Below are 22,641 nucleotides of genomic sequence, written 5' to 3'. Positions count from 1 at the left end.
CAAGGCCGTTGACACGGCGCGGGGAAGCTCTGGCCCGTCCACCCAATCCACGAGGCGTCGACCGCCGGATACGGCGTATCCGGCGCATTCGGCAGGTCTTCGGACTCGCGGGCACCGGCCGATTCGGCCGACCTAATGGCCGTCGCTTCCCAGGCTCGTGCCCAGTGCTTGTGACGGCGGTCGTTCCTGCATACCGCTGCGGGACAGCGCCGGATTCTCACCAGCTTCCCTCTCACCCGACCACCTGGATGGTCCGGCTTCGACACCCGGCGCCGACGGGAGGGGCTCCTCCACCATCGATGCCGTGTGAACCGATTGCACTGTGGAGCATATCGGCTGCGGGTCGGGGTGGGTCCTCCCCGCTCGGGCTTAACAAGTCGGCGAATGCTCGCGGCCGGGACGCGCCGACCTCACGGAAGGCTATGTGTCCAGGTGATGAACACAAATTCGCAACCGAACGGTATGTGACTGTGAAGATTGCTGCGAAGGTGACTTCGATGCCCGTTCGATACACTCGGCCAGGTACCTTGGTCGAATGTTCTCCAAAGTCCTGGTCGCCAACCGCGGCGAGATCGCCATTCGCGCGTTCCGCGCGGCGTACGAACTCGGCATCGGCACCGTCGCGGTGTTCCCGTACGAGGACCGCAATTCGGTCCACCGGTTGAAGGCCGACGAGGCATACCAGATCGGCGACCCGGGACACCCGGTCCGGGCGTACCTGTCCATAGCCGAAATCATCAAGGCCGCCAAGACTTCCGGGGCCGATGCCGTCTACCCCGGTTACGGTTTTCTTTCCGAGAACCCGGATCTGGCGGCGGCCTGCGCGGCGGAGGGCATCACCTTCGTCGGTCCGTCCGCACAGGTACTGGAGTTGACCGGTAACAAGGCGCGCGCCATCGCCGCGGCCAAGGCGGCCGGACTGCCGGTACTGGCGTCGAGCGAACCGTCCGCGGATGTGAACGAGTTGATTGCCGCCGCCGAGACCATGGAGTTCCCGGTCTTCGTCAAGGCCGTCGCCGGTGGTGGCGGGCGCGGTATGCGCCGGGTCGCCGACAAGGCGCAGCTGCGCGAGGCGATCGAAGCCGCTGCCCGCGAAGCGGAGTCGGCATTCGGCGACGCCACGGTGTTCCTGGAGCAGGCGGTGATCAACCCCCGCCATATCGAGGTACAGATCCTGGCCGATCAGCACGGCAATGTGATCCACCTGTTCGAGCGGGACTGTTCGCTGCAGCGGCGGCATCAGAAGGTCATCGAGATGGCCCCCGCCCCGAACCTGGATCCCGAACTGCGGGAACGTATTTGCGCCGACGCGGTCGCCTTCGCCAAGGAGATCGGCTACTCGTGCGCGGGCACGGTGGAGTTCCTCCTCGACGAGCGCGGCAAGCACGTGTTCATCGAGATGAATCCACGAATCCAGGTGGAGCACACGGTGACCGAGGAGATCACCGATGTGGATCTGGTGCAGTCGCAGATGCGGATCGCCGCCGGTGAATCCCTCGAAGACCTTGGCCTGAGCCAGGATTCGATTGTGATCCGGGGTGCGGCGCTGCAATGCCGTATCACCACCGAGGACCCGGCCAACGGCTTCCGCCCCGACACCGGCCGCATCACCGGCTACCGCTCACCCGGCGGCGCGGGCGTCCGCCTCGACGGCGGCACCAATGTCGGCGCGGAGGTCGGCGCCTACTTCGACTCCATGCTGGTGAAGCTCACCTGCCGCGGCCGCGACTTCCAGACCGCCATGGCGCGCGCCCGTCGTGCTGTCGCCGAATTCCGTATTCGTGGCGTCACGACCAATATCCCGTTCCTGCTGGCGGTCCTGGACGATCCGGACTTCCGTGCCGGACGTGTCACCACCTCGTTCATCGATGAGCGCCCGCAGCTGCTCACGCTCAAGAGCTCCGCCGACCGTGGCACCAAGATCCTGCAGTACCTGGCCGATGTGACGGTGAACAAGCCGCACGGCACCCGGCCCACCAAGCTCTACCCGCACGACAAGCTGCCCGCCCTCGATATGACGGTGCCGCCGCCCGCCGGGTCGCGGCAGCGGCTGTTGCAGCTGGGCCCCGAAGGCTTCGCCAAGGCGCTGCGCCAGCAGCAGGGCGTGGCGGTTACCGACACCACTTTCCGTGACGCGCATCAGTCCCTGCTCGCCACCCGCGTGCGCACCAATGGTCTGCTCGATGTCGCCGGGCACGTAGCACGCCTGACGCCGGAACTGCTGTCCATCGAATGCTGGGGCGGCGCAACCTATGACGTGGCGCTGCGCTTCCTCTACGAGGATCCGTGGGAGCGCCTGGCCGCACTGCGCGAAGCCGTACCGAATATCAACCTGCAGATGCTGCTGCGCGGCCGGAACACCGTCGGCTACACCCCGTACCCCGAAAAGGTCACGCGCGCATTCGTTTCCGAGGCCACCGCGACCGGTATCGACATCTTCCGTATCTTCGACGCCCTCAACAATGTCGACCAGATGCGCCCCGCCATCGACGCCGTCTGTGAAACCGGTACCGCCGTAGCGGAAGTCGCCATGAGCTACACCGGCGACCTCTCGGACCCGAACGAGAACCTCTACACCCTCGACTACTACCTCAAGCTCGCCGAACAGATCGCCGAGGCCGGCGCGCACATCATCGGCATCAAGGATATGGCCGGACTGCTGCGCGCACCCGCCGCCGCCACCCTGGTGACCGCGCTGCGCCGCGAATTCGATCTGCCGGTACACGTGCACACCCACGACACCCCCGGTGGGCAGCTGGCGACCTATCTGGCCGCCTGGCAGGCCGGTGCGGACGCCGTCGACGGTGCGTCGGCTCCCATGGCGGGCACCACTTCTCAGCCCGCACTCTCGGCAATCGTTGCGGCGGCGGCGAATTCGCCCTACGACACCGGGTTGAACCTGCAGAATGTCTGCGATCTCGAGCCGTACTGGGAATCGCTGCGAAAGGTGTACGGGCCCTTCGAATCCGGGCTCCCCGGCCCGACCGGACGCGTATACCACCACGAGATTCCCGGCGGTCAGCTGTCGAACCTGCGCCAGCAGGCCATCGCCCTGGGCCTGGGTGATCAGTTCGAAGAGGTCGAGGCGAAATACGCTGCGGCGGACCGGCTCCTGGGCCGGCTGGTCAAGGTCACCCCGTCCTCCAAGGTCGTCGGCGATCTCGCCCTCGCGCTCGTCGGCACCGGCGTGGACGTCGAGGACTTCGCCAACGATCCGGGCCGCTACGACATCCCCGACTCCGTAATCGGTTTCCTCCGCGGCGAACTCGGCACCCCCGCCGGTGGCTGGCCCGAGCCCTTCCGCAGCCGCGCCCTCGCCGGTCGCGGTCCCGCCAAGCCGGAAACCCAGCTCACCGCCGACGACGAGGCGGGCTTGAGCGGCACCTCCGCCGAACGCCGCACCACCCTGAACAACCTGCTCTTCCCCGGCCCCACCTCCGAATTCCTCGCGCACCGTGAGAAGTTCGGCGATACCACCGGGTTGTCCGCCAACCAGTTCTTCTACGGCCTGCGTCACGACGAAGAACACCGCGTACAGCTGGACAAGGGCGTCACCCTGCTCATCGGCCTGGAGGCCATCTCCGAGCCCGACGAGCGCGGTATGCGCACCGTCATGTGCATCCTCAACGGACAGCTCCGGCCCATCACGGTCCGCGATCGCTCCATCGCCAGCGAGGTCCCCACCGCCGAAAAGGCCGACAAGACCAATGGCGGGCACATTGCCGCACCGTTCGCCGGTGTCGTGACTCTCGCAGTCTCCGAAGGCGATTCGGTCTCGGCGGGCGACACCATCGGCACCATCGAAGCCATGAAGATGGAGGCCGCCATCACCGCCCCCCGCGCCGGCCTGGTCCGCCGCGTCGCCATCGGCAAGGTGCAACAGGTCGAAGGCGGAGACCTCCTGGTGGAACTCCGCCTCGCCGAGGTGGCCGCCGAATGAGTTCGCCCCGATGACCCGAATCGTCGCGGGCACCGCGGGCGGACGCCGACTACGCGTCCCGCCCGCGGGCACCCGCCCCACCTCGGACCGAGTCCGCGAGGCATTGTTCAACCTCCTCGCGGCCCGCATGGACTTCGACGGCGTCCGAGTCCTCGACCTGTACGCGGGCTCCGGCGCACTCGGCCTGGAAGCCTTGTCCCGCGGCGCATCCCACGCGTTGCTCGTCGAATCCGACCGCAAGGCAGCCACAATCATCCGAGGCAATATCTCGGACCTCGGCCTCCCCGGTGCGGACCTCCGAATGAACACCGTCGCAGGCACTCTCGGCCGGAATGCCGTGGGCGCCCTCGCCCTGACCCCGTCATCCCCACCCGGCGGCCCCTACGACCTGGTCTTCTCCGACCCGCCCTACGCGGTCGAAATCGACGAGGTGATCGCCGACCTGGCGGCCCTGGCCGCAGGCGGCTGGCTCCACGAGGGCGCACTCATCGTGGTCGAACGCTCCACCCGCTCCCCGGAACTGGCCTGGCCCGAAGGCTATTCGCCCCTGAAATCCCGCACCTACGGCGAAACCCGCCTGGACCTCGCCGAATACGAGCCATAACCCTCCGCCGAGTGTGCAACCACGGCCGTGTTTTGTCCCTTTCCCCGCCACAGCTGCACACTCGGTGAGCACCCTGCCGGTCGGTAGGTGGTGGGATGCGGGGGCTGGGGTAGCGTTCGGACATGGCTGGAGCACTGTGCCCGGGGTCGTTCGATCCCGTGACCAATGGACATGTCGATATTTTCAAGCGGGCCGCTGAGCAGTTCGACGAGGTGATCGTCACGGTGGTGGTGAATCCCAACAAGAAGGGGATGTTCACCGTCGAGGAGCGGATGGAGCTCATTCGCGAGGTGACCGCCGATCTGCCGAATGTGCGGGTGGAGTCCTGGCGCGGGTTGCTGGTGGATTTCGCCAAGGAGCAGGGGGTGAGCGCGATCGTCAAGGGACTGCGCGATGCCACCGACCTCGGGTACGAGATGCAGATGGCGCAGATGAACCGCAAGCTCACCGGGGTGGACACCTACTTCATCGCGACCAACCCGCTGTACGGCTTCGTATCGAGTTCGCTGGTGAAGGAAGTCGCCTCCTACGGTGGCGATATCTCCGACCTGCTGCCCCCGTCGGTACACAAGGCCCTGATCGCACGTATCGCCGAGAATCGCGGCTGAGAGTCGTTGCGCCACAATGTGCGAGTACCTCCCCCGGATCTCGCACTCCGTGGCCTGATTCTGTAGAACGCGCTGAAGCTCGGAGGTGGGTGCCTCGGGTCGAGTGCACCCACATCCGTTCCAGCGCAGTCGGATCCGGGCGGGGCCTATAGCTTCTGCACGGGAATTCGGCGGGGAGCGGGGGACGGGGCGGGTTCTATCCGGCCGTCGGCGCGGCGCGGGCGGGACATGGCGGCGCGTAGGCGCCGGGCCGGGCCGTCGGTGTGCAGGTCGTTCCAGGTCCAGCGGATCACCTGAAAACCCAAGGCGCGCAAGTATGTTTCGCGAACCTGTTCGCGGCGCATGGCGTCGGCGACATTCCCGGTGGCGTGTAGCAGGCGGCCATAGCGGAGCGCTCCGTCGAATTCGCAGAGGGTGGCGAACTCCTCGAAGTAGAAGTCCACTCGGCCCACGAAGCGCCCGTCCGGGGTGAGGACATTCCCTTGGGTGCGGGGGAGCGGCAACCCTTGACGGCGCAACATCAAGCGGCTCAGGGATTCTCCCGCGCTCTGACTGCGACCATCCAGCGCGGCCACCACCCGCTTCGCCTGGGCGATACCGTGACGGCATCTCGCCAGCGAGAGTTCTTCGGCCAGTTCATCTTCGGTGAGCCCGAAGCTGCCCGTCAGCGCATCGCATGCCACCACGGCCGCCTCGAACGGGAGGGACAGCGCCAGGTCGATGACGGTCCGCGCGGGCGGAGTGACCAGCAGTCCGTCGATCTCCACCGCCGAATCCAATGGCGACCCATGCACTTTCGTATACGGCCGGGTCCGCCCGCCACCCCGCCGATTGCGCGTCACGAACACTCGATCCAGCGGGGTGCGCCACAGTGCGGTGCCATATAGCACCGCCGCGGATTGATGGCTGACCACGGTTCCCTCGGCCATCTCCGGCAGCACCGCCTCGATCAACAGCCGATGCCGATCCCGCCAGTTGTGTGCTGCCACCCCCGTCGCCATCGAAACGCCCCAGGGTTTCGAGTCGACCGTCGACCCGCACCCCTCGAGCAGCCGGCGGGTCAATCGCTTTGGCGCGCAATGCTGCCGGGCACTCAGCTCGCCGGTCTCGCGGTCCGGGCTCATTCGCCCTCCCCGCGTGGGCGTCCGCGCCGCCAGCCATGTCTGACGCAGGATGCGTGTACCCGTCCGGCGGGGCGCGGGGGTGTGGGGCGGCGGGTATCTCGTCGTCCGCCGAGGCATCCGCGCGATCTCTGCATGGTGGGAACCCCTCTCAATCGGTCTGTGCTTGCTTGGACGCAGGCACGGCCGAGTGGGTTCCACTACTCCGGAAATGGCGAATCCTCGCACCCCTTGCCGATTTTCGGCGGATGCGAGGATTCGGGTGGGGCCGGGGTCAGAAGACCCAGAGCCGCAGGGTCAGGAAGCGGACGGTGCCGACGGCGGCCGTGATCGCCAGTACCGCAGCGGCTTCGGCGATATCGCCGAGTCCGGGGGCGGTGGTTTCCAGGATCGCCAGTCCGGCCGCGGTGATGGCCAGGCCCGCCAGCGCGAGTCCGCCACCCTCGAGCTGGGCGGTGAACCAGCGCACCCGTCCGGCCGCGTGGAATGTCAGCCGCCGGTGCAGTTCATTGGCGACCGCGGTGCTCACGATCGATCCGGCCAGATTGGCCAGCTGCGGGCCGCCGCCGTAGAAGGCCAGGAACAGCAGCAGGTAGCCGATATTGCTGAGCCCGCCGACGAGGGCGAAGCGAATGAGCTGTGCGAAGGCGTGCTCGCTGCGCAGCCAGGCGCCGAGCTGTCCGGTCCAGCGTGCGCCGGCGGTACGCACGGCCTCGGTTCCGGAGACCATCGCCTCGGTGCCGTATGCGTAGGCGTCGACCAGCGCGGTGCCGGGCATCGTGGCCCGCTGCGGGATGTCCAAGACAGCCATCGTCAAATTCCCTCGAACACGTCGGGACCTGCCCGGCGAAGCGCTCTACCACCTGGTACAAAGTCGACCCGTAGAGGTTCCGCCGTCCCAACACAACATTTTCGTGTTGCTTGAATGTAAACCAACTGGAGGGGTTTCCTCCACTTCTTTTCGTGTGGTGTGAAACAGGTCTCCGACACGCCGGGTTCGAACCTGATTGACAGCGCGCGGAAGGGCAGACTTGTTCCCGCGGAGGTCTCGCCGTGAAGTCCTGGCAGGAGAGTGGGGTAGCAATATGTACCGGGTATTCGAAGCGCTCGACGAACTCGTGGCCATCATCGAAGAGGCGCGAGGTATCCCGCCGACGCGCAACTGCATCGTCCCGCGCGGTGAGGTGCTCGAACTCCTCGACGACGTGCGCGAGGCCCTGCCCGGCGAACTCGACGACGCCCAGGACGTGCTCGACCACCGCGACAAGATCGTCGTCGACGCCCGCAACGCCGCCGAAACCGCCGTGACCGGCGCGAATCAGCAGGCCCACGAAACCGTCACCGGCGCCCGCGATGAAGCGGACCGCATCCTCGCCGATGCCAAGGCACACGCCGACCGCATGGTCGCCGAGGCCCGCGCGCACGCCGAACACCTGGTCGGTTCCGCCGAGGCCGAAGCGGAACGCGTTGTCGCCGATGGCAATAAGGAGTACGAGACGGTCACCGGCCGCGCCCGCTCCGAGGCCGATCGCATGGCCGCCGCCGGACAGGCTTCCTATGACCGCTCGGTCGCCGACGGCAAGGCCGAGCAGGAGCGCCTCGTCTCGGCCACCGAGGTGGTCCGCGCCGCGCACGCCGAATCGGCCCGGCTCATCGACGGCGCCCAGGCCGACTCGGATCGCCTGCGCACCGAATGCGACGAGTATGTCGACGGCAAGCTCGCCGACTTCGAGGAGACCCTGCACAACACCCTGCGCATCGTCGGCCGCGGCCGTAACCCGGGCCGTCCCGCCACGAGCGTCCAGGATTACGCGGCGGAGTTCCGCCGCTAGGTTCGCGGCCCGTCCCGATTCTGGACTGAGTGGAGCGGGGGAGCGAAGCGGAGGAGCGGAGGGAGGGAAGAATCGGGACTCCTGGGCCGCGAACCCGCCGGAGCGAAGCGGAGGCAATTGGGCACAGTTTGGGTTGTTACCTACCGTTTCGGTATTGTTGAGTGGTTGCCCATTCCATACCGAACGTGAGTGAGTTCTTGATGTCCGAATCCGGTTCCAAGCCGCGTCATCGTCGCACGACGATCGACGACGCGGGCTTCAATCTGGATGCACGACGTCTGGGACGCAAGCCGGGCTCCATTCTCCCGATCAAGCGCACCTTCACCACGGATGAGCGCATCGGCGTGGAGATGATCGGCATTCCGGCGGGTGGTGAGGTCGAATTCGACCTGACCCTGCAATCGGTCTCCGAAGGTGTGCTGGTGCTGGGAACAGTGCGTGCGACCCTGGAGGGCGAATGCTCGCGCTGCCTCGAACCGTTCACCGACGATATCGAGCTGCATCTCACCGAGCTGTTCGCCTACCCGGAGAGCGCCACCGAGAAGACCACCGAGGAAGACGAAGTGCATCGCCTGGTCGATGACATGATCGAACTCGAGCCGGCGGTCATCGACGCGGTCGGTTTGGAGCTGCCGCTACAGCCGCTCTGCGAGCCGGACTGTGCGGGATTGTGCCCGGAATGCGGTGTACGGATGGCGATTGCGGGTTCCGGCCATGGTCATGAGATACTTGACCCTCGCTGGGCCGGGCTCGCGAAGTTGACCGTCTCTGATGGCGATGTCAATGAGGATTCAGCCCCCGGAGGCGGTGACTCCAGTACCACTTCGAGTGGTGCTACGGGCACCGTGCCGGACCCATCAACAGATTCATCGATCGCGGCGCACAATCGTGCCGCGAGTCCGAGGACAGAGGAGAAGTAGTCGTGGCCGTTCCGAAGCGCCGGATGTCCCGTTCCAACACCCACTCGCGCCGGAGCCAGTGGAAGGCCGTTGCGCCTACCCTGATCACCTGCCCGAACCGTGCCTGCGGCCAGGCGACCCTGCCGCACATCGCGTGCCCCTCCTGCGGCACGTACAAGGGCCGTCAGATCACCGCCGCGGTCTGATTCTCTGATACAGCCGATCGTGACCTCCAGCAAGGACGCGGCGGAGGCGCCCGCCGTGGGTGACTTCGCCGACCATTCCAGCCTGCTCGAAGCGCTCGGCGTCGACGTACGACCGGACCTGTTGCGCCTCGCGCTCACCCACCGGTCGTACGCCTACGAGAACGGTGGGCTCCCGACCAATGAGCGCCTGGAGTTCCTGGGCGACTCCGTGCTCGGCCTGAGCATTACCGAACGCCTCTATCTGGAGCATCCGGATAAATCCGAGGGCGAGCTCGCCAAGCTGCGCGCAAGTGTGGTCAACATGCATGCGCTGGCCGAGGTTGCTCGCAAGCTCGGTCCGGGCGGACTCGGCACACACCTGCTGCTCGGTAAGGGCGAAGAGCTCACCGGCGGCCGGGACAAGCCGAGCATTCTCGCGGACGGTATGGAGTCGCTGCTCGGCGCCGTGCATCTCGAGCATGGCATCGACACCGCGCGCACCGTTGTCCTGACACTCTTCGCCGAACTGCTCGAGCGTGGCCCCCGCATGGGTGCCGGGCTCGACTGGAAGACCAGCTTGCAGGAGCTGACCGCCGAACGCGGTATCGGCGTACCCAGCTATGAGATCACCTCCACCGGACCCGACCACGATAAAGAGTTCACCGCTACCGCGGTGATCGGTGGGAAGTCGTACGGCCAGGGGGTGGGACGCTCCAAGAAGGAAGCCGAGCAGAAGGCCGCGGGCGCCGCCTATCAGGCGTTGAACGCCGAGAACGGCTCTGCCACCGAGGCATCGGCGCAGTAGTCGCCGATGCCCGAACTTCCCGAAGTCGAAGTCGTACGACGCGGTCTCGCCGAACATGTGGTGGGCCGTGTCGTCGATTCGGTGACCGTCAAGCATCCGCGTTCGGTGCGACGGCATCTACCCGGCGGCGATGATCTGGCCGCCCGGCTCGCCGGTTTGCGGGTCGAGTCCGCGCAGCGGCGCGGCAAATTCCTCTGGCTCACCTTCGATGAGCCCGATCTTTCGCTCGTCGTGCATCTGGGCATGAGTGGGCAGATGCTGGTGCAGGCTGCCGACGTGCCCCTGGAGAAGCACGCGCATATCATCGCGAATCTCGATACCGGGGCGCAGTTGCGTTTCGTGGATCAGCGCACCTTCGGTGGCTGGCAGTTGGCGGATCTCGTCGAGGTCGACGGGACGCTGGTGCCCGAACCGGTCGCGCATATCGCGCGCGACCCCCTGGATCCGCTGGTCGACGACGAGCTGACCGTGGCTGCCATGCGGGCCAAGAATTCCGAGATCAAACGCGTGCTGCTCGATCAGACCGTGGTGTCCGGGGTCGGCAATATCTATGCCGATGAGGCGCTGTGGCGGGCCAAGCTACACGGGGAGCGGGTGGCCGCCAAGCTGACCCGGCCCGTATTGCGCGGATTGCTCGGTGAGGTGCGCACGGTGATGAGTGAGGCGCTGCAAGCCGGTGGCACCTCGTTCGACGCCCTCTATGTGAATGTGAACGGTCAGTCCGGCTATTTCGAGCGTTCGCTCAATGCCTACGGCCGCGAGAGCGAAGCCTGCCGCCGCTGTGGTGCGCCGATGATCCGCGAGAAGTTCATGAACCGCTCGTCCTTCTCCTGCCCGCGCTGTCAGCCCCGCCCGCGTAGCTGACAATTCCTGCCGAGGTCGCCCGCTGTTCGGTCTCCACCCCCTGCGGATATCCTGGAGGCGCTACCTTTTTCAGAGCGGCTCGTGTGGTGCCGGCTGGAGGGACCAATGCGCAAACTGACCTATTACGTGGCAGCGACCATCGACGGATTCATCGCGTCGGAGGATGGTTCGGTCGACTTCTTCCCGGTCGGGGGTGATCACGGTCCCGCGATCATCGCGCAGTATCCGGAGACGCTACCGACCAAGGTGCGTGAGGCGCTCGCGCTGGACAAACCCAGCAGCACCTTCGACACCGTGATCATGGGCCGCAAGACCCACGACTTCGGGGTGCGCACCGGTACCTCGAGCCCGTACTCGCATCTGCGTCAGTTCGTGGTGTCGGCCAAACTGCCCGAGTCGCCGGATCCGGATGTGGAGCTCATCTCCGGCGATCCGCTCGCCCGGGTGCGCGAACTCAAGCGTGAGAAGGGCCTCGGCATCTGGCTGTGCGGCGGCGGTGAACTCGCGCAGACCCTGCTCTCGGAGATCGATCAGATCTTCCTCAAGCTGTACCCGATCGTGCTCGGCCAGGGCCGCCCGCTCTTCGGTGCGGGGGCCCGGCTGCCCGAGGCCACCCGCTTCCGGGTCTTGACCAGCCGCATCTTCGAGGACGGCGTGGCCTTCCTGAAGTACAGCCGGGTGCGCTGAAAGCGCTTGCCGCGCTAAAGGATCGCGACCGCGACGACCAGGCCGAGGGCGAAGTGCGCGGCGGCGACGACGAGAGCCTCGGTGGAGAATTCGGGGCTCTTCAGGACCGCGCCGATATCGATACCGAGGACCATTTCGATGACGCGGACCGAGATGACCTGGGCGACGATGCCGGCCAGGCCGTAGATGAGGGCGGCGATCAGGCCCTCGGAGAGCTTGCCCGCCTGGGCGTAGATGGCCAGCACGACGATGAAGGCCATGCTGAGCATGCCCGCGGCGCTGACGATTACGGCATTGGGCAGGCCCTGGGCGACCATGCGGCGCAGGTTGCCGGGGGTGGTCAGGTCGACGGCGTAGAAGCCGATCAGCATGAGCGCCAGGCCGATCAGCGCGTAGAGGAGGATCGCGCCGACGCCGCGGCCGAGCGAGCTCCAGTACCCCGACTCGAGCGCGAGAGTGGTCATCATCTGGTGGGTCCTCCGGGACGGGTGGGTGGTTGCGGGTCAGGACTGCGGAATGCGGTGTGGCACAAAGGTGGAGCTGTCATCTGTGATCAATCCGACGGTCTCGCGAATACCCAGGCCGGCCGAGGTGTCGCCGACGATCCAGGCCCCGAGGACCGGGCGCATACCGTCGAACTCCGGTAGCGGGTCCAGCATTTGGTAGACGAAGCCCTCTTCGCCGTAGACACCGCCGGTGGCGGTCTCCATACCGGGGCCGACAATGGTCATATTCGCGCCCTCGCGGCCCAGTTTGGGTTTGCGAATGTACTCGGTGAGCTCGTGCGGGTCATCGAGGTAGGCGGGCAACAGGTTCGGGTGGCCGGGGTACATCTCCCACAGCACCGCCAGTAGCGCCTTGTTGGAAAGCATTGTCTTCCACAGGGGTTCGAGCCACATGGTGCCCGGCAGGGATTGTGTGACGCGCTTGCCGAAGTCGTCGTCGAGGACCCATTCCCACGGGTACAGCTTGAAGACGGAGTCGATGGGGGCCTCGGCGAGATCGACGAAACGCTCCAGCTCGGTATCGAATCCGATCTCCTCGATGGGCAGGGCGACGGTGTCGAAGCCCGCTTCGGCGGCGGTCTCCTGCATGTACGCGGTGGTGACATTGTCCTCACCGGAGCCGTCCGCGCCGGACCAGGTGAAGTGCAGTTCGGCGGTGGGCAGGATGTCGCGCACCTCGCCCCAGCGCTCGACCAGCTTCTCGTGCAACGAGTTCCACTGATCGTCATCGGGATGGGTGTCGGTCAGCCAGTGCCACTGCACGATTGCCGCCTCCAGCAGGGAGGTGGGCGTATCGGCGTTGTACTCCAGCAGTTTTGCCGGTCCGCGTCCGTCGTAGCGCAGATCGAAGCGGCCGTAGATATGCGGGTCGGAGCGCTTCCAGGAGTTGGCGATATGCTCCCAACTCCATTGCGGCAGACCGAAATCGGCGAAACGCTCGGTCAGGATGATGTTCTCCACGGCATGCAGGCACATGCTGTGCAGCACCTCGACCTGGGCCTCCAGGGCCAGGATCTCGGCCATATCGAACTCGTAGTGCACCGATTCGTCCCAGTACGGGCGCGGCTGGCCGTTGGTATCGCGCCCCGGCGATCCGTACACCAGCCCCTGACTCTCGATGATCTGCTGCCAACCCGGGCGCGGAGTGCTCCGCACTCGTCGCATCAAGAACCTCCACCGATTTTGGAACCGAGCCCGCCGCGCTGAATAGTGCTGCCGCTCTTGGTCTTCACGTCCGCGCCCTTGGGCAGCACGGTGGTGCCGCCGGTCGGTGCGTGGCCGATCGTATTGCCGCTGCCACCGTAGTAGTAGCGGTATTGGCTGCCATTGAGAATGAAGATGCCGCCGAGCCCGGTACCGCCCGAGCGTTTGGCATCGTCGCAGTAGTTGTCCGGGACCACGATCTCCTGGTTGTCCTTGGTCGCGGTAATGGTCTGCCCATTGCCGACCGCGACCACCTGGCCCTGCTTGGCCACCACGGTGCAGTAGGCGGTCACCTCGGGCGTGGTCAGTGCGTCATAGGCCAGATAGCCGCCGCCGACCAGCGCCGCGACGCCGACCACGGCCGCGCTGCCGATGAGCAGCTTCTTCCTTTTCGCCTTCTTGGCATCCTCGGCCTCGGCGGCGGCCCGCTCGGCCTCTTCGGCTCGCTTGCGGGCTTTCTCGCGCGCCCGCGCTTCGGCGACGGTCGGCGGGCGTGGCGCGGTCACCCCGGCCTCCTGCCGCTGCACGCTCCCACGTCGTGGTTCCGGAGCGGGCATCGGCACCGACGGTGGGTAGACCGGCGGCACCGGCAACTCGAAGGTCGGCGGAGTCGCGAATTCACGCGTTGCCGGATCTACCGGGGCGGCAGGTTCAGCCGCCGGTGCACCGGAAGGCGTTGTGCGCTCGGAGGATTCGTCCGGCACGCCATTCGCCGCCGTCCCGGGTGCGGGGGCAGGTGTCGAACCCGGCCGGGGTTCGGGGGCGTGGGCCGAGTCGTCCGCGCTGCCGCCGCGTTTTTGGATGGTGCGCCCGCCGCTGCCCCAGGCGCGCCCGGTGGCAGGGTTCACCTCGGGGTCCGCGGTGGTGGGCGCGGGTCCGGAATCGGTTGTGTTCGTGCCGGATTCGTCGCCGGTCGGTTGGGCGGGAGTCGCCGCGGAGCTGTCGGGATCGGGTTGCCGGTTCGGATCGTCCGGGGTGCCGCCGAGACGTTCAATTGCCAACGATCGACTCCTGGGGCTCTTCGATGTGCGCGGGCATCAGCGCTCCTCGAATCCGATTATGCCTCCCTGGGCGATTCCCCAGTCGGCAACGACGAGGTCCACGCGACCAGGCGTGTCGCCGGAACGTAGCAGGGTCAGCAGCGTTTCGCACTGTGGACGCGAACCTTCGGCGATCACGTGTACGCGGCCGTCGCGATGATTGCGGGCGTACCCGGTCAGGCCCAGTTCGAGGGCGCGGGCCCGGGTCCACCAGCGAAAGCCGACGCCTTGGACCTGGCCGTGCACCCAGGCGCTGAGCCGGGCAGGGGTCTGCGTCATTCGTCCACGCGGAAGGTCAGATTGACCTTGGTGCCCGCTTTGAGGGTCCGGCCCACGGTGCAGACCCGGTCGATGGAGCGCTGCGCGGCGACCAGCAGGCGCTCGCGGGTGGCCTCGTCGAGTTCGCTGAGATCGAGCTCGAAGGTTTCGTTGAGCTCCGGATAGGTCTCGTTCTCGCGGTCGGCGTCACCGGAGACGCGCACGGTCGCGTCGAACCCGTCGCCGAGCTTGCGCGCGAGGGTGAAATCGGAGCTCAAACCGGTGCACCCGGCGAGCGCGATCTTGAGCAGCTCGCCCGGGGTGAACGCGCCCGGGACGCCCGCGGAGGCGATGAGCACCTCGCCACCACGATTATTGCGGCCGGTGTAGGCCCGGATGCCGGTGCGCTCGGCCCACAGCTCGACCGGTGCGTCGGACGGTGTGGTGGTGGCATGCTGCGGTGCGGCGGTCTGTTCGGACATAGCAAGATCCTCGCATTCGTGCTCGGGGCGCGCCGCAAGGCCCATCCGGGCGAACCGGCCGATGACGGCGGCTGCCGGTGCTGAGTCGCGGCGCGGCGCGCCCGTGTTCTCTACCGTTCGGTTCGAAACAGTCTCGCGGTCAGTGGAATTCCGCGCGGGAGGTCAGGCCACCGGGGTGAGGTCCGCGACCAGTTCGGGGGTGAGGGACTTCAGGTTCTCGGCGACGTGTGCGGCCAGGGCCAGTGCGTCGGGCGCGAGTGGGTAGCGCGGGTGCGGGACCGCGATGACGGTCATGCCCGCCGCGGCGGCGGAGCGCAGCCCGTTACTGGAGTCCTCGATGGCGACGCACCGCGCGGGGGCGATGCCCAGTCCGGCCGCGGCGGCGAGATAGCCGTCCGGTGCGGGCTTGCCGCGTTCGACCTCCTCGGTCGAGACGGTGGTGCGGAACAGTTCGGTGACGCCCAGGTGATCGAGGACCACATCGATGAGTCGGCGCGGGGAGGAGCTCGCGAGGCCGAGGGTGAAGTGATCGGCGAAGCGGCGCACGGTCTCCACCGCGTCGGGCATGAGTGGCAGGTGATCGGTGTACCGCGCGGCCATTCGGGAGATGACATCCTCGGCGACCTCATCGGGGGTGCGGCGGCCGTCGAGGAGATCCGCGCTGGTGTACGCGGCCCATTCGGCGGTGCTCATCCCCATGAACCGGTCCTGGGTGTCGGGCAGCCAGCGGCCGTGCAGCTCGGCGATGTACTCGCGGCGCACCTGCTCCCAGATGGGTTCGGTGTCGATGAGTACGCCGTCCATATCGAAGACGATTGCGGCAAAAGGCATGGGCATATCGTCCGTGGTCACCCCTGGACCCCGCGCGCCGGGGGTGACCACGGACTCCGAGCCCCGGTGGCTGCCGGACCGCGGCTCACCGGGGTGCTACTGGGTTTCGGGCGCGGCCTCGGCTGAGTGGTTACTCGACTTCGGCCGATGTGCCGGAGGCGGTTTCGAGCCTGGCCGACATGATGGCGACTCCCGGCCCGGAGGCCTTGCCAGCCCGGCGGCGCGGCCGGTGACCAGGAGCAGTAGCGCCAGGGCCGGGCCGCGGATCTCGCTGCCGCGGCCGAAGGTCCAGCCGATGTCGCCGGCGATCAGGCGCACGCCGTCCAAGCGGTGTCGATTCCAGACGGGCCAGCCGACCTCGACCGCCCGGTCGGCTCCGGCGGCGGTTGCCTTCGGGGTGACGCACAGCGTTCGGCCCAGCGGTATGGCGATGTCCTGGCCGTGCACGATGGTGTCGAAGTGGATATGCGCAGGGCCGGTTGGCCGCACAGATCGGCCCCGATGGCACCCGGCTCACCGAATTGGCCGAGCGGGCGCAGGTCACCAAGCAGACCGCCGGATTCCTGGTCGATCAGCTCGAGCGCGCCGGATATGTGGAGCGCGTACCGGATCCGAGCGACGGCCGTGCCCGCCTGGTGTGGCTGTCCGAGCGCGGCCGGACGATGGCCGAGACCGGCAATCGGGTCTCCGCGCGCATCGAGGCCGAATGGGCCGCGCATCTGGGGGAGCGGCGCATGGCGCAACTGCGGGATGCGCTCACCCGATTGCGCGAGATCACCGATCCCTACGCCTGAGGAGTTCGTCGCGGTAGCGGCCCGGTATTCGCTGACGTCGTGTCCACTGAATGGGATTCCGGTCGCGAACGCTGCCGCGGAAGCCGGTGCGCGGTTAGCGTCCGACTCGAAAGACACACACTCGCAAGTGAATACCGAGGTGGGCCGTGGGCACGGTCATGGATATCTACGATCCGGAACTCTATGTGGACGGTCCGATCCACGAGATATTCGCCGAACTGCGCGGGACGCAACCCGTGTACTGGCAGGACATGCCCGGTGAGCCCGGCTACTGGACGATTCTCAAGCATGCGGATGTGGCGCATGTGGCGCGCAATCCGCTGCTCTTCTCCGCCGAGCGCGAGGGCGTGATTCTGGAGAATCAGCCGCCCGAACGGCTGGAGCAGACCCGGAACATGCTGCTCATGATGGATCCGCCCCGGCACACCGAATACCGCAAACCTCTCGCGGAGCATTTCAAGGCGCGGGTGATCGGTGACATGGAGGACCGGGTCCGGGAGTTGACCCGGCAACTGCTCGAAAACGTCGACGGTGACGTGGAATTCGTGCGCGAGGTGGCCGGGGTGCTACCCAGTCAGGTGGTCGGCGGGCTCTTCGGGATTCCCGCCGCGGACTGGCCGGATATCCGGCAGTGGGCGGAACAGTCCACCAGCCAACAGGATCCGGACCTCGTAGGCGATTTCGATGTGACCGCCGAACTCACCAAGATGGCGATCTACGCCATCCAGTTCTCCATGGCGCGGCGTGCGCAGGAGCCGAAGGCCGATCTCACCTCGCTCATTCTCGCGGGTGAATTCGGCGGAAAAACCATGTCCGACATAGAGTTCGGCAGTTTCTTCACCCAGTTGGTGACCGCGGGCAATGACACCACCAAAACCATGCTGTCGGCGGGATTGCAGCTGCTGCTGCAACATCCGGAGCAGCTCGCGGCATTGCGCGCGGACCCGGCGCTGATTCCCGGTGCGGTGGAGGAGATTCTGCGTTTCGCCAACCCGCTGCACTACTTCCGGCGCACCGCCACCGCGGATACCGAGATCCGCGGCGTGCGAATCAAAGAGGGCGACAAGGTCGCCATGTGGTACACCTCCGCCAATCGCGACGAGGATGTCTTCGCCGATCCGCAGCGCTTCGATATTCGCCGAAACCCCAACCCGCACCTGTCCTTCGGTCTGGCCCAGCACTTCTGCCTGGGCGTCCATCTGGCACGTCTGGAGGGCCGCGTCTTCTTCGAGGAGCTCCTCACTCGGTTCCCGAAGATCGAGCAGACCGGAGAGGCCCGCCGCATCCGCTCGAACCTCAATAACGGCCTCAAGTCGCTGCCTTTACGACTTACCCGCTGAATCCCGCTGGTACAGAGCGGAAGTCGGACTCACACCTGGAAGCGGTACCCCATGCCCGCCTCGGTGAGCAGGTGTTTGGGCTGGGACGGGTCGTCCTCGAGTTTGCGCCGCAGCTGCGCGAGATACACACGCAGGTAATGGGTTTCGGTGGCGTAGGACGGTCCCCACACCTCGCGCAGGATCTCGCGACGCCCGACGAGTTTGCCCTTGTTGCGGACGAGCATTTCGAGCATGCCCCACTCGGTGGGGGTGAGGTGTACGTCGCGCCCGTGCCGGGTGACCTTCTTTGCGGCGAGATCGACTGTGAAGGAGGAGGTTTCGACCACCGGCTCGGAGGTGTCGGTGGTGGCGGCGGAGCGGCGCACCGCCGCGCGCAGTCGCGCGAGCAGCTCATCCATGCCGAAGGGTTTGGTGACGTAGTCGTCCGCGCCCGCATCGAGGGCCTCGACCTTGTCGGAGGAGTCGGTGCGGGCGGAGAGCACGATTACCGGGGTGGTGGACCAACCACGCAGGCCGGCAAGCACTTCGATGCCGTCCATATCGGGCAGGCCGAGGTCCAGGACCACCACATCGGGGTGTTTCTCGGCGGCCGCGCGCAGGGCCGCGGCCCCGGTGGATGCGGTGGTCACCTCGTAGCCGCGCACCGACAGATTGATGCGAAGGGCCCGCAGGATCTGCGGTTCGTCATCAACCACCAGGACTTTCGTCGGCGCGGGCGCCGCGTTCGTCACTCGTTCTCCTGTTCATCGCAGGCCAGTAGATCGATCACCATTGTCAAGCCGCCGCCGGGGGTGGGCTCGGCGTGCACCGTGCCGCCCATGGCGTCGACGAAGCCGCGCACCACCGAGAGGCCGAGGCCCACGCCGGTGGAGTTGTCGCGATCGCCGAGGCGCTGGAAGGGTTCGAACAGCTGATCTTCCAGACCGGTGGGTACTCCAGGGCCGGTGTCGACCACCGTAATGGCCACCCGCTTCCCGGTGTGCTCGGCCGTCACCCGCACCGGCGAGTCGCCGGGGGAGTAGCGCACGGCATTGTCGATGAGATTGGCCAGCACCCGCTCCAGCAGTCCACTGTCCGCACGCACGCAGACCGTGCCCACCTCCACTTTCACCCGGGCCATGGCGGTGCGGCGCAGACCGCGGGTACCCATACCCATGAGCGCGTGATGCACCACTTCATCGAGGTAGGTGCGCCGCATCTGCGGTTTGATCACGCCCACCGCGAGGCGTGAGGAGTCCAGCAGATTGCCGACCAGCGCGGTCAGCTGATCCACCGATTCCTCGATGGTTTCCAGCAATTCGGCGGTGTCCTCGGGGGAGAACTCCACATCGTCACTGCGCAGACTGGAGACCGCGGCCTTGGCGGCGGCCAGTGGCGTGCGCAGGTCATGGCTGACCGCGGACAGCAGTGCGCGGCGCAGTTTGTCGGCTTCGAGCACGGCCTGTGCGGCCCCGGCCTCCTCCTGCAATTGCTTCTGATGTACCAGTCCCGCCGCCTGATTCGCGACCGCGCCCAGGACCAGGCGGTCGCCGGCGCTGAGCCCGCGGCCGCGCAGTAGCAGCCAGTGCATATCGTCGCCCGCTTCGAGGGCGGTCCCGGCGTCGGCGACCGTGCTCGGCGGATTCTCACCCACCGCCGCCACCATCTCGTCGTCGGTGATCAGACTGACCGCGTCCTGGCTGAAGGTTTCGCGCGCCCGCTCCAGCAGATCCGGCAGATCCGCGCCATGCAGCACCGCGCCCGCGAACAGCGTCAAAAGTTCGGCCTGCCGAGATGCCTTGCGCGCCTCGCGAGTTCGCTTGGCCGCCACATCCACCAGCGCCGCCACCGCCACCGCGACCAGCAGCAGCACCACAATGGTGAGGAAGTTGTCCAGTTCGGCAATGGTGAGGCTGTATCTCGGCGCGGTGAAGAACCAGTTCAGCAGCACGCCCGAGAGCAGTGCCGAGAGCGCCGCTGGTGCGACACCGCCGAGCAGTGCGACCGCGATCACGCCGATGAAGAACAGTGCGCTCTCCCCGCCCAGGTCCAGCCAGCGGTCCAGCCACAGCGCGGTGACCAAGCAGATGAGGGTCGGCACAATCAGTGCGGCGGACCAACTTCCGAGCATGCGTTCGCGCGGTGCGAGCGAGGACCAGCGGAAGCCGCGATTGGATTCCTCATGGGTGACCATGTGCACGTCGATCTTGCCGGACTGCTGCACCACATTCGCGCCGATGCCCTCGTCGAGCATGCGCGCCCAGCGTGAGCGCCGCGAGGTGCCGAGCACCAGCTGGGTCGCGTTCACCTGGCGCGCGAAATCCAGTAGCGCCGTGGGGACATCGTCGCCGGTGACGGTGTGCAGGCTGGCGCCCAGCCCGGTGGCCAGATCGCGCAGCCGGGTCAGGCGCTGGGTGGATACCCCGGCCAGCCCGTCACCGCGAACCACGTGCACCACAATGAGTTCCGCGCTGGATTTGGCGGCGATGCGGCTGGCGCGGCGCAGGATCGTCTCGGATTCGCCGCCGCCGGTGACCGCCACCACCAGGCGTTCGCGCGCCTCCCAGGTGTCGGTGATCTTGTGGTCCGCACGGTATTTCGCCAAGGCCGAGTCCACCTGATCGGCCAGCCACAGCAGCGCGAGTTCGCGCAGCGCGGTCAGATTGCCGGGCCGGAAGTAATTACGCAGTGCGGCATCGACTTTGGTGGCCGCGTACACGTTGCCGTGGGAAAGCCTGCGCCGCAAGGCTTCCGGGGTGATGTCGACCAGTTCGACCTGATCGGCGGAGCGAACCACCCAGTCCGGCACGGTTTCCCGTTGCACCACACCGGTGATCTGCTCGACCACATCGTTGAGGCTCTCCAGGTGCTGCACATTGACCGTGGAGACCACATCGATGCCGGCGTCGAGGAGATCCTGTACGTCCTGCCAACGCTTTTCGTGCTTTCCGCCCGGCACATTGGTATGCGCGAGCTCGTCGACCAGCACCACGGCGGGCGCGCGGCGCAGCACCGCCTCCACATCCAGTTCGGGCAGCGTGGTGCCGCGATACTCGATCATGCGGGGTGGAATCCGTTCGATGCCCGCCAGCATCTCGGCCGTCTTGGATCGCCCATGGGTCTCGACCACGGCCGCCACCACATCGCGGCCTCGTTCGAGCCGCCGATGTGCCTCCGACAGCATCGAGAAGGTCTTGCCCACGCCGGGGGCAGCGCCTAGGTAGATCCGTAGCTGGCCGCGTTTCACTCGTCCATCATTGCGCGCGGTACGGAAAACCCCGGACGGCCCGCGCGAACGCGCACGCGATTCGGCTGAGCACCGGCCGCGACGCGCAGCAACAGTGCGGCAGCCAGGAATCCGAATACCACCATCATGGGAATGATGTCCGGCACGATCTCTCCTCGATCATCGGCGGATATGTCCGGCCGACGCGGCCGGACTCCCCTGTTCTACCGTCGATTTCGCCGAAGAGGCTGGTACTGACGCTTTCTTTACGCCCGCGCGTCGTGATCCCGGCAACATCGGCCGATCCGGCGGGTGGGGGCTCCGGTGGAGGGCTCGCCCCGCTGAGATCAGCCACCGGGAGTGCGAGGCGAGACCTCCACCCCTCGAAGCGGTCTGGTCACCCACACGATTTCCAGAACCGCCGCCAACTGTAGGGGGCGGGTTATGACGTGGCGCGGCTCCGGATGTGACTTATCGTGCCAAAGCTATTTCGTGGCGAATTCTTTATCCCAGCTCGCCGGGGCGGGGCCGAAAGTGCGGTGGCCGTTGCCGACTACCGATTTGGCGAGCGCTCGGTTGCCGAGGGCCCCGATGATCGCGCCGATACCGGCGGGGAGGGTTTTGCCGAACATGAGGACGCCGCGTTTGACGACGAACTGGACGATGAAGCGCTTGGCCATGGCGTTGTCGATATTGCGCACGACGGGGAGATGGTCGCCGACGGTGGTGGCCCAGTCGCGGGCGGATTGGCTCGCGCCCTTGCCGAGTAGTTGTTCGCCGCTCTCGCCCAGCACCACTCCGGCAACCAGGGTGCGGCGCTGTTTGGCGGGCAGGTCGCTCATACCGTGCACCGCGCCGACCGAGGCCGCGTAGAGCGCCGAGGTCTCCAGGAAGAACACGGATTCGACACCGCTGACGGCCAATCCGATGAGGGTGCCCACGCCTGGCACGGCGGCCGAGAGTCCGGCCAGGGTGCCGCTGATGGTGACGATCGCCAGATAGCGCAATTCCAGGCACTGTTCGATGCCCTCCGGGGAGCGATCCGGATGTTTGCGGTGCAGTCGCTCGACATACTTCGCCGCGAGCGGAGCCTGTACCCCGGTGCCACCGCGAAGTACCAATTCCACGGACTTCTGTACCGCGCGTTCGAACATGGGGCCTCCCTTTGGTCCGGCCTGATCGAGGTTACGTATACCCCCCGCCACGCCGGTGGTTCGACACACCGAGCCGAGCCTGTAAGCGGAGCGTCAAGGCGGCGGTGCGCAACGCTAAGAAGGCGTAAAGGCCCTCGATCCAGGACCGATCGAACGCTTGACTCGCTCCGTTGCACCTGAGGTGCGGCATCAGTAGAGAGAGGTTTCAACACATGTCCGTCGTGGTGTTCACCGTGCTGACCGTGGCGATTTTCGCCCTGCTCGGCCTGATCCAGCGCGGGGT

At 66.8% G+C, this 22,641-nt stretch carries 24 protein-coding genes and 1 riboswitch; of the genes, 11 read left to right on the top strand and 13 right to left on the bottom strand.

Annotated elements, in window-relative coordinates; all coding sequences use genetic code 11:
* Positions 1–72: 72 nt before the first annotated feature.
* Positions 73–292: riboswitch (cobalamin riboswitch) on the bottom strand.
* A 243-nt stretch (positions 293–535) separates the two neighbouring features.
* The 3 genes from GFY24_RS26900 to coaD all read left to right on the top strand — a co-directional run bounded on the left by GFY24_RS26900 (position 536) and on the right by coaD (position 5,152).
* Positions 536–3,940, top strand: a complete 3,405-nt coding sequence (locus GFY24_RS26900) for a pyruvate carboxylase (RefSeq protein ID WP_153807873.1) — start codon at positions 536–538, stop codon at positions 3,938–3,940.
* Positions 3,941–3,950: 10 nt separating this feature from the next.
* Positions 3,951–4,544 carry a 16S rRNA (guanine(966)-N(2))-methyltransferase RsmD gene (rsmD, locus tag GFY24_RS26895; protein ID WP_153807872.1) on the top strand — a complete coding sequence of 198 codons (594 nt, stop codon included), beginning with the start codon at positions 3,951–3,953 and terminating at the stop codon, positions 4,542–4,544.
* A 122-nt stretch (positions 4,545–4,666) separates the two neighbouring features.
* Positions 4,667–5,152 (top strand): pantetheine-phosphate adenylyltransferase, encoded by a 486-nt coding sequence (gene coaD, locus GFY24_RS26890; RefSeq protein WP_153807871.1) that lies wholly within the window; start codon positions 4,667–4,669, stop codon positions 5,150–5,152.
* Between the two features lie 146 nt (positions 5,153–5,298).
* Here the strand turns inward: coaD and GFY24_RS26885 are convergent, their stop codons facing one another.
* Both GFY24_RS26885 and GFY24_RS26880 read right to left on the bottom strand, forming a co-directional pair.
* The gene (locus GFY24_RS26885) at positions 5,299–6,276 is read right to left on the bottom strand and encodes a hypothetical protein (protein ID WP_153807870.1); all 978 of its coding nucleotides are present in this window, start codon (positions 6,274–6,276) and stop codon (positions 5,299–5,301) included.
* Between the two features lie 271 nt (positions 6,277–6,547).
* Entirely contained in the window at positions 6,548–7,084 is a 537-nt protein-coding gene (locus GFY24_RS26880; protein ID WP_309231376.1) for a GtrA family protein, read from the bottom strand.
* Between the two features lie 274 nt (positions 7,085–7,358).
* On the opposite strand from GFY24_RS26880, the gene GFY24_RS26875 reads away from it, so the two are divergent.
* The 6 genes from GFY24_RS26875 (at position 7,359) to GFY24_RS26850 (ending at position 11,545) form a co-directional block, all read left to right on the top strand.
* A complete protein-coding gene (locus tag GFY24_RS26875; protein WP_153807869.1) occupies positions 7,359–8,105 on the top strand; it encodes a DivIVA domain-containing protein in 747 nt (248 codons plus the stop codon).
* A gap of 200 nt (positions 8,106–8,305) precedes the next feature.
* Positions 8,306–9,025: a DUF177 domain-containing protein gene (locus tag GFY24_RS26870; protein ID WP_153807940.1), complete on the top strand. Its 720-nt coding sequence runs from the start codon at positions 8,306–8,308 to the stop codon at positions 9,023–9,025.
* A 2-nt stretch (positions 9,026–9,027) separates the two neighbouring features.
* Positions 9,028–9,210 carry a 50S ribosomal protein L32 gene (gene rpmF / locus GFY24_RS26865; RefSeq protein WP_309231375.1) on the top strand — a complete coding sequence of 61 codons (183 nt, stop codon included), beginning with the start codon at positions 9,028–9,030 and terminating at the stop codon, positions 9,208–9,210.
* Positions 9,211–9,229: 19 nt separating this feature from the next.
* Positions 9,230–9,994, top strand: a complete 765-nt coding sequence (gene rnc, locus GFY24_RS26860) for a ribonuclease III (protein ID WP_309231374.1) — start codon at positions 9,230–9,232, stop codon at positions 9,992–9,994.
* 6 nt (positions 9,995–10,000) lie between these two features.
* Complete coding sequence (gene mutM / locus GFY24_RS26855) at positions 10,001–10,858, top strand: bifunctional DNA-formamidopyrimidine glycosylase/DNA-(apurinic or apyrimidinic site) lyase (RefSeq protein ID WP_153807868.1); 858 nt, start codon at positions 10,001–10,003, stop codon at positions 10,856–10,858.
* Positions 10,859–10,963: 105 nt separating this feature from the next.
* Positions 10,964–11,545, top strand: a complete 582-nt coding sequence (locus GFY24_RS26850) for a dihydrofolate reductase family protein (RefSeq protein WP_153807867.1) — start codon at positions 10,964–10,966, stop codon at positions 11,543–11,545.
* A 14-nt stretch (positions 11,546–11,559) separates the two neighbouring features.
* Here GFY24_RS26850 and GFY24_RS26845 read toward each other — a convergent pair whose 3' ends face one another.
* The 7 genes from GFY24_RS26845 to GFY24_RS26815 all read right to left on the bottom strand — a co-directional run bounded on the left by GFY24_RS26845 (position 11,560) and on the right by GFY24_RS26815 (position 16,354).
* Entirely contained in the window at positions 11,560–12,009 is a 450-nt protein-coding gene (locus tag GFY24_RS26845) for a DUF350 domain-containing protein (RefSeq protein ID WP_153807937.1), read from the bottom strand.
* Between the two features lie 39 nt (positions 12,010–12,048).
* Positions 12,049–13,215, bottom strand: a complete 1,167-nt coding sequence (locus tag GFY24_RS26840) for a glutathionylspermidine synthase family protein (RefSeq protein WP_153807866.1) — start codon at positions 13,213–13,215, stop codon at positions 12,049–12,051.
* The gene (locus tag GFY24_RS42290; protein WP_228566685.1) at positions 13,215–14,255 is read right to left on the bottom strand and encodes a hypothetical protein; all 1,041 of its coding nucleotides are present in this window, start codon (positions 14,253–14,255) and stop codon (positions 13,215–13,217) included. Before GFY24_RS42290 ends, GFY24_RS26840 begins: the two co-directional genes overlap by 1 nt.
* Positions 14,256–14,291: 36 nt before the next feature.
* Positions 14,292–14,573, bottom strand: a complete 282-nt coding sequence (locus GFY24_RS26830) for an acylphosphatase (RefSeq protein ID WP_153807865.1) — start codon at positions 14,571–14,573, stop codon at positions 14,292–14,294.
* Entirely contained in the window at positions 14,570–15,034 is a 465-nt protein-coding gene (locus GFY24_RS26825) for an OsmC family protein (protein ID WP_153807864.1), read from the bottom strand. The genes GFY24_RS26830 and GFY24_RS26825 overlap by 4 nt, the downstream gene beginning before the upstream one ends.
* Before the next feature lie 162 nt (positions 15,035–15,196).
* Positions 15,197–15,865 (bottom strand): HAD family phosphatase, encoded by a 669-nt coding sequence (locus GFY24_RS26820; protein ID WP_153807863.1) that lies wholly within the window; start codon positions 15,863–15,865, stop codon positions 15,197–15,199.
* 96 nt (positions 15,866–15,961) lie between these two features.
* Positions 15,962–16,354, bottom strand: coding sequence for a hypothetical protein (locus tag GFY24_RS26815; RefSeq protein ID WP_153807862.1), 393 nt, complete (start codon positions 16,352–16,354; stop codon positions 15,962–15,964).
* Here GFY24_RS26815 and GFY24_RS26810 point away from each other — a divergent pair.
* Together GFY24_RS26810 and GFY24_RS43445 are read left to right on the top strand one after the other, a co-directional pair.
* Positions 16,345–16,659 (top strand): MarR family winged helix-turn-helix transcriptional regulator, encoded by a 315-nt coding sequence (locus GFY24_RS26810; RefSeq protein WP_153807861.1) that lies wholly within the window; start codon positions 16,345–16,347, stop codon positions 16,657–16,659. The genes GFY24_RS26815 and GFY24_RS26810 overlap by 10 nt on opposite strands.
* Before the next feature lie 146 nt (positions 16,660–16,805).
* Positions 16,806–17,999, top strand: coding sequence for a cytochrome P450 (locus GFY24_RS43445; RefSeq protein WP_309231373.1), 1,194 nt, complete (start codon positions 16,806–16,808; stop codon positions 17,997–17,999).
* 29 nt (positions 18,000–18,028) lie between these two features.
* On the opposite strand, the gene GFY24_RS26800 is transcribed toward GFY24_RS43445, so the two are convergent.
* The 4 genes from GFY24_RS26800 to GFY24_RS26785 all read right to left on the bottom strand — a co-directional run bounded on the left by GFY24_RS26800 (position 18,029) and on the right by GFY24_RS26785 (position 22,358).
* Entirely contained in the window at positions 18,029–18,730 is a 702-nt protein-coding gene (locus tag GFY24_RS26800; RefSeq protein WP_309231372.1) for a response regulator, read from the bottom strand.
* Complete coding sequence (locus GFY24_RS26795; protein ID WP_309231371.1) at positions 18,727–21,225, bottom strand: sensor histidine kinase KdpD; 2,499 nt, start codon at positions 21,223–21,225, stop codon at positions 18,727–18,729. The genes GFY24_RS26800 and GFY24_RS26795 overlap by 4 nt, the downstream gene beginning before the upstream one ends.
* A complete protein-coding gene (locus GFY24_RS26790) occupies positions 21,222–21,371 on the bottom strand; it encodes a hypothetical protein (protein ID WP_153807860.1) in 150 nt (49 codons plus the stop codon). The genes GFY24_RS26795 and GFY24_RS26790 overlap by 4 nt, the downstream gene beginning before the upstream one ends.
* A 318-nt stretch (positions 21,372–21,689) precedes the next feature.
* Entirely contained in the window at positions 21,690–22,358 is a 669-nt protein-coding gene (locus GFY24_RS26785) for a hypothetical protein (RefSeq protein ID WP_153807859.1), read from the bottom strand.
* Positions 22,359–22,641 lie beyond the last annotated feature (283 nt).

It is taken from the genome of Nocardia sp. SYP-A9097, from assembly GCF_009649815.1.
Lineage (GTDB): Bacteria > Actinomycetota > Actinomycetes > Mycobacteriales > Mycobacteriaceae > Nocardia.
This window is presented reverse-complemented; position numbering and strand designations above follow the sequence as displayed.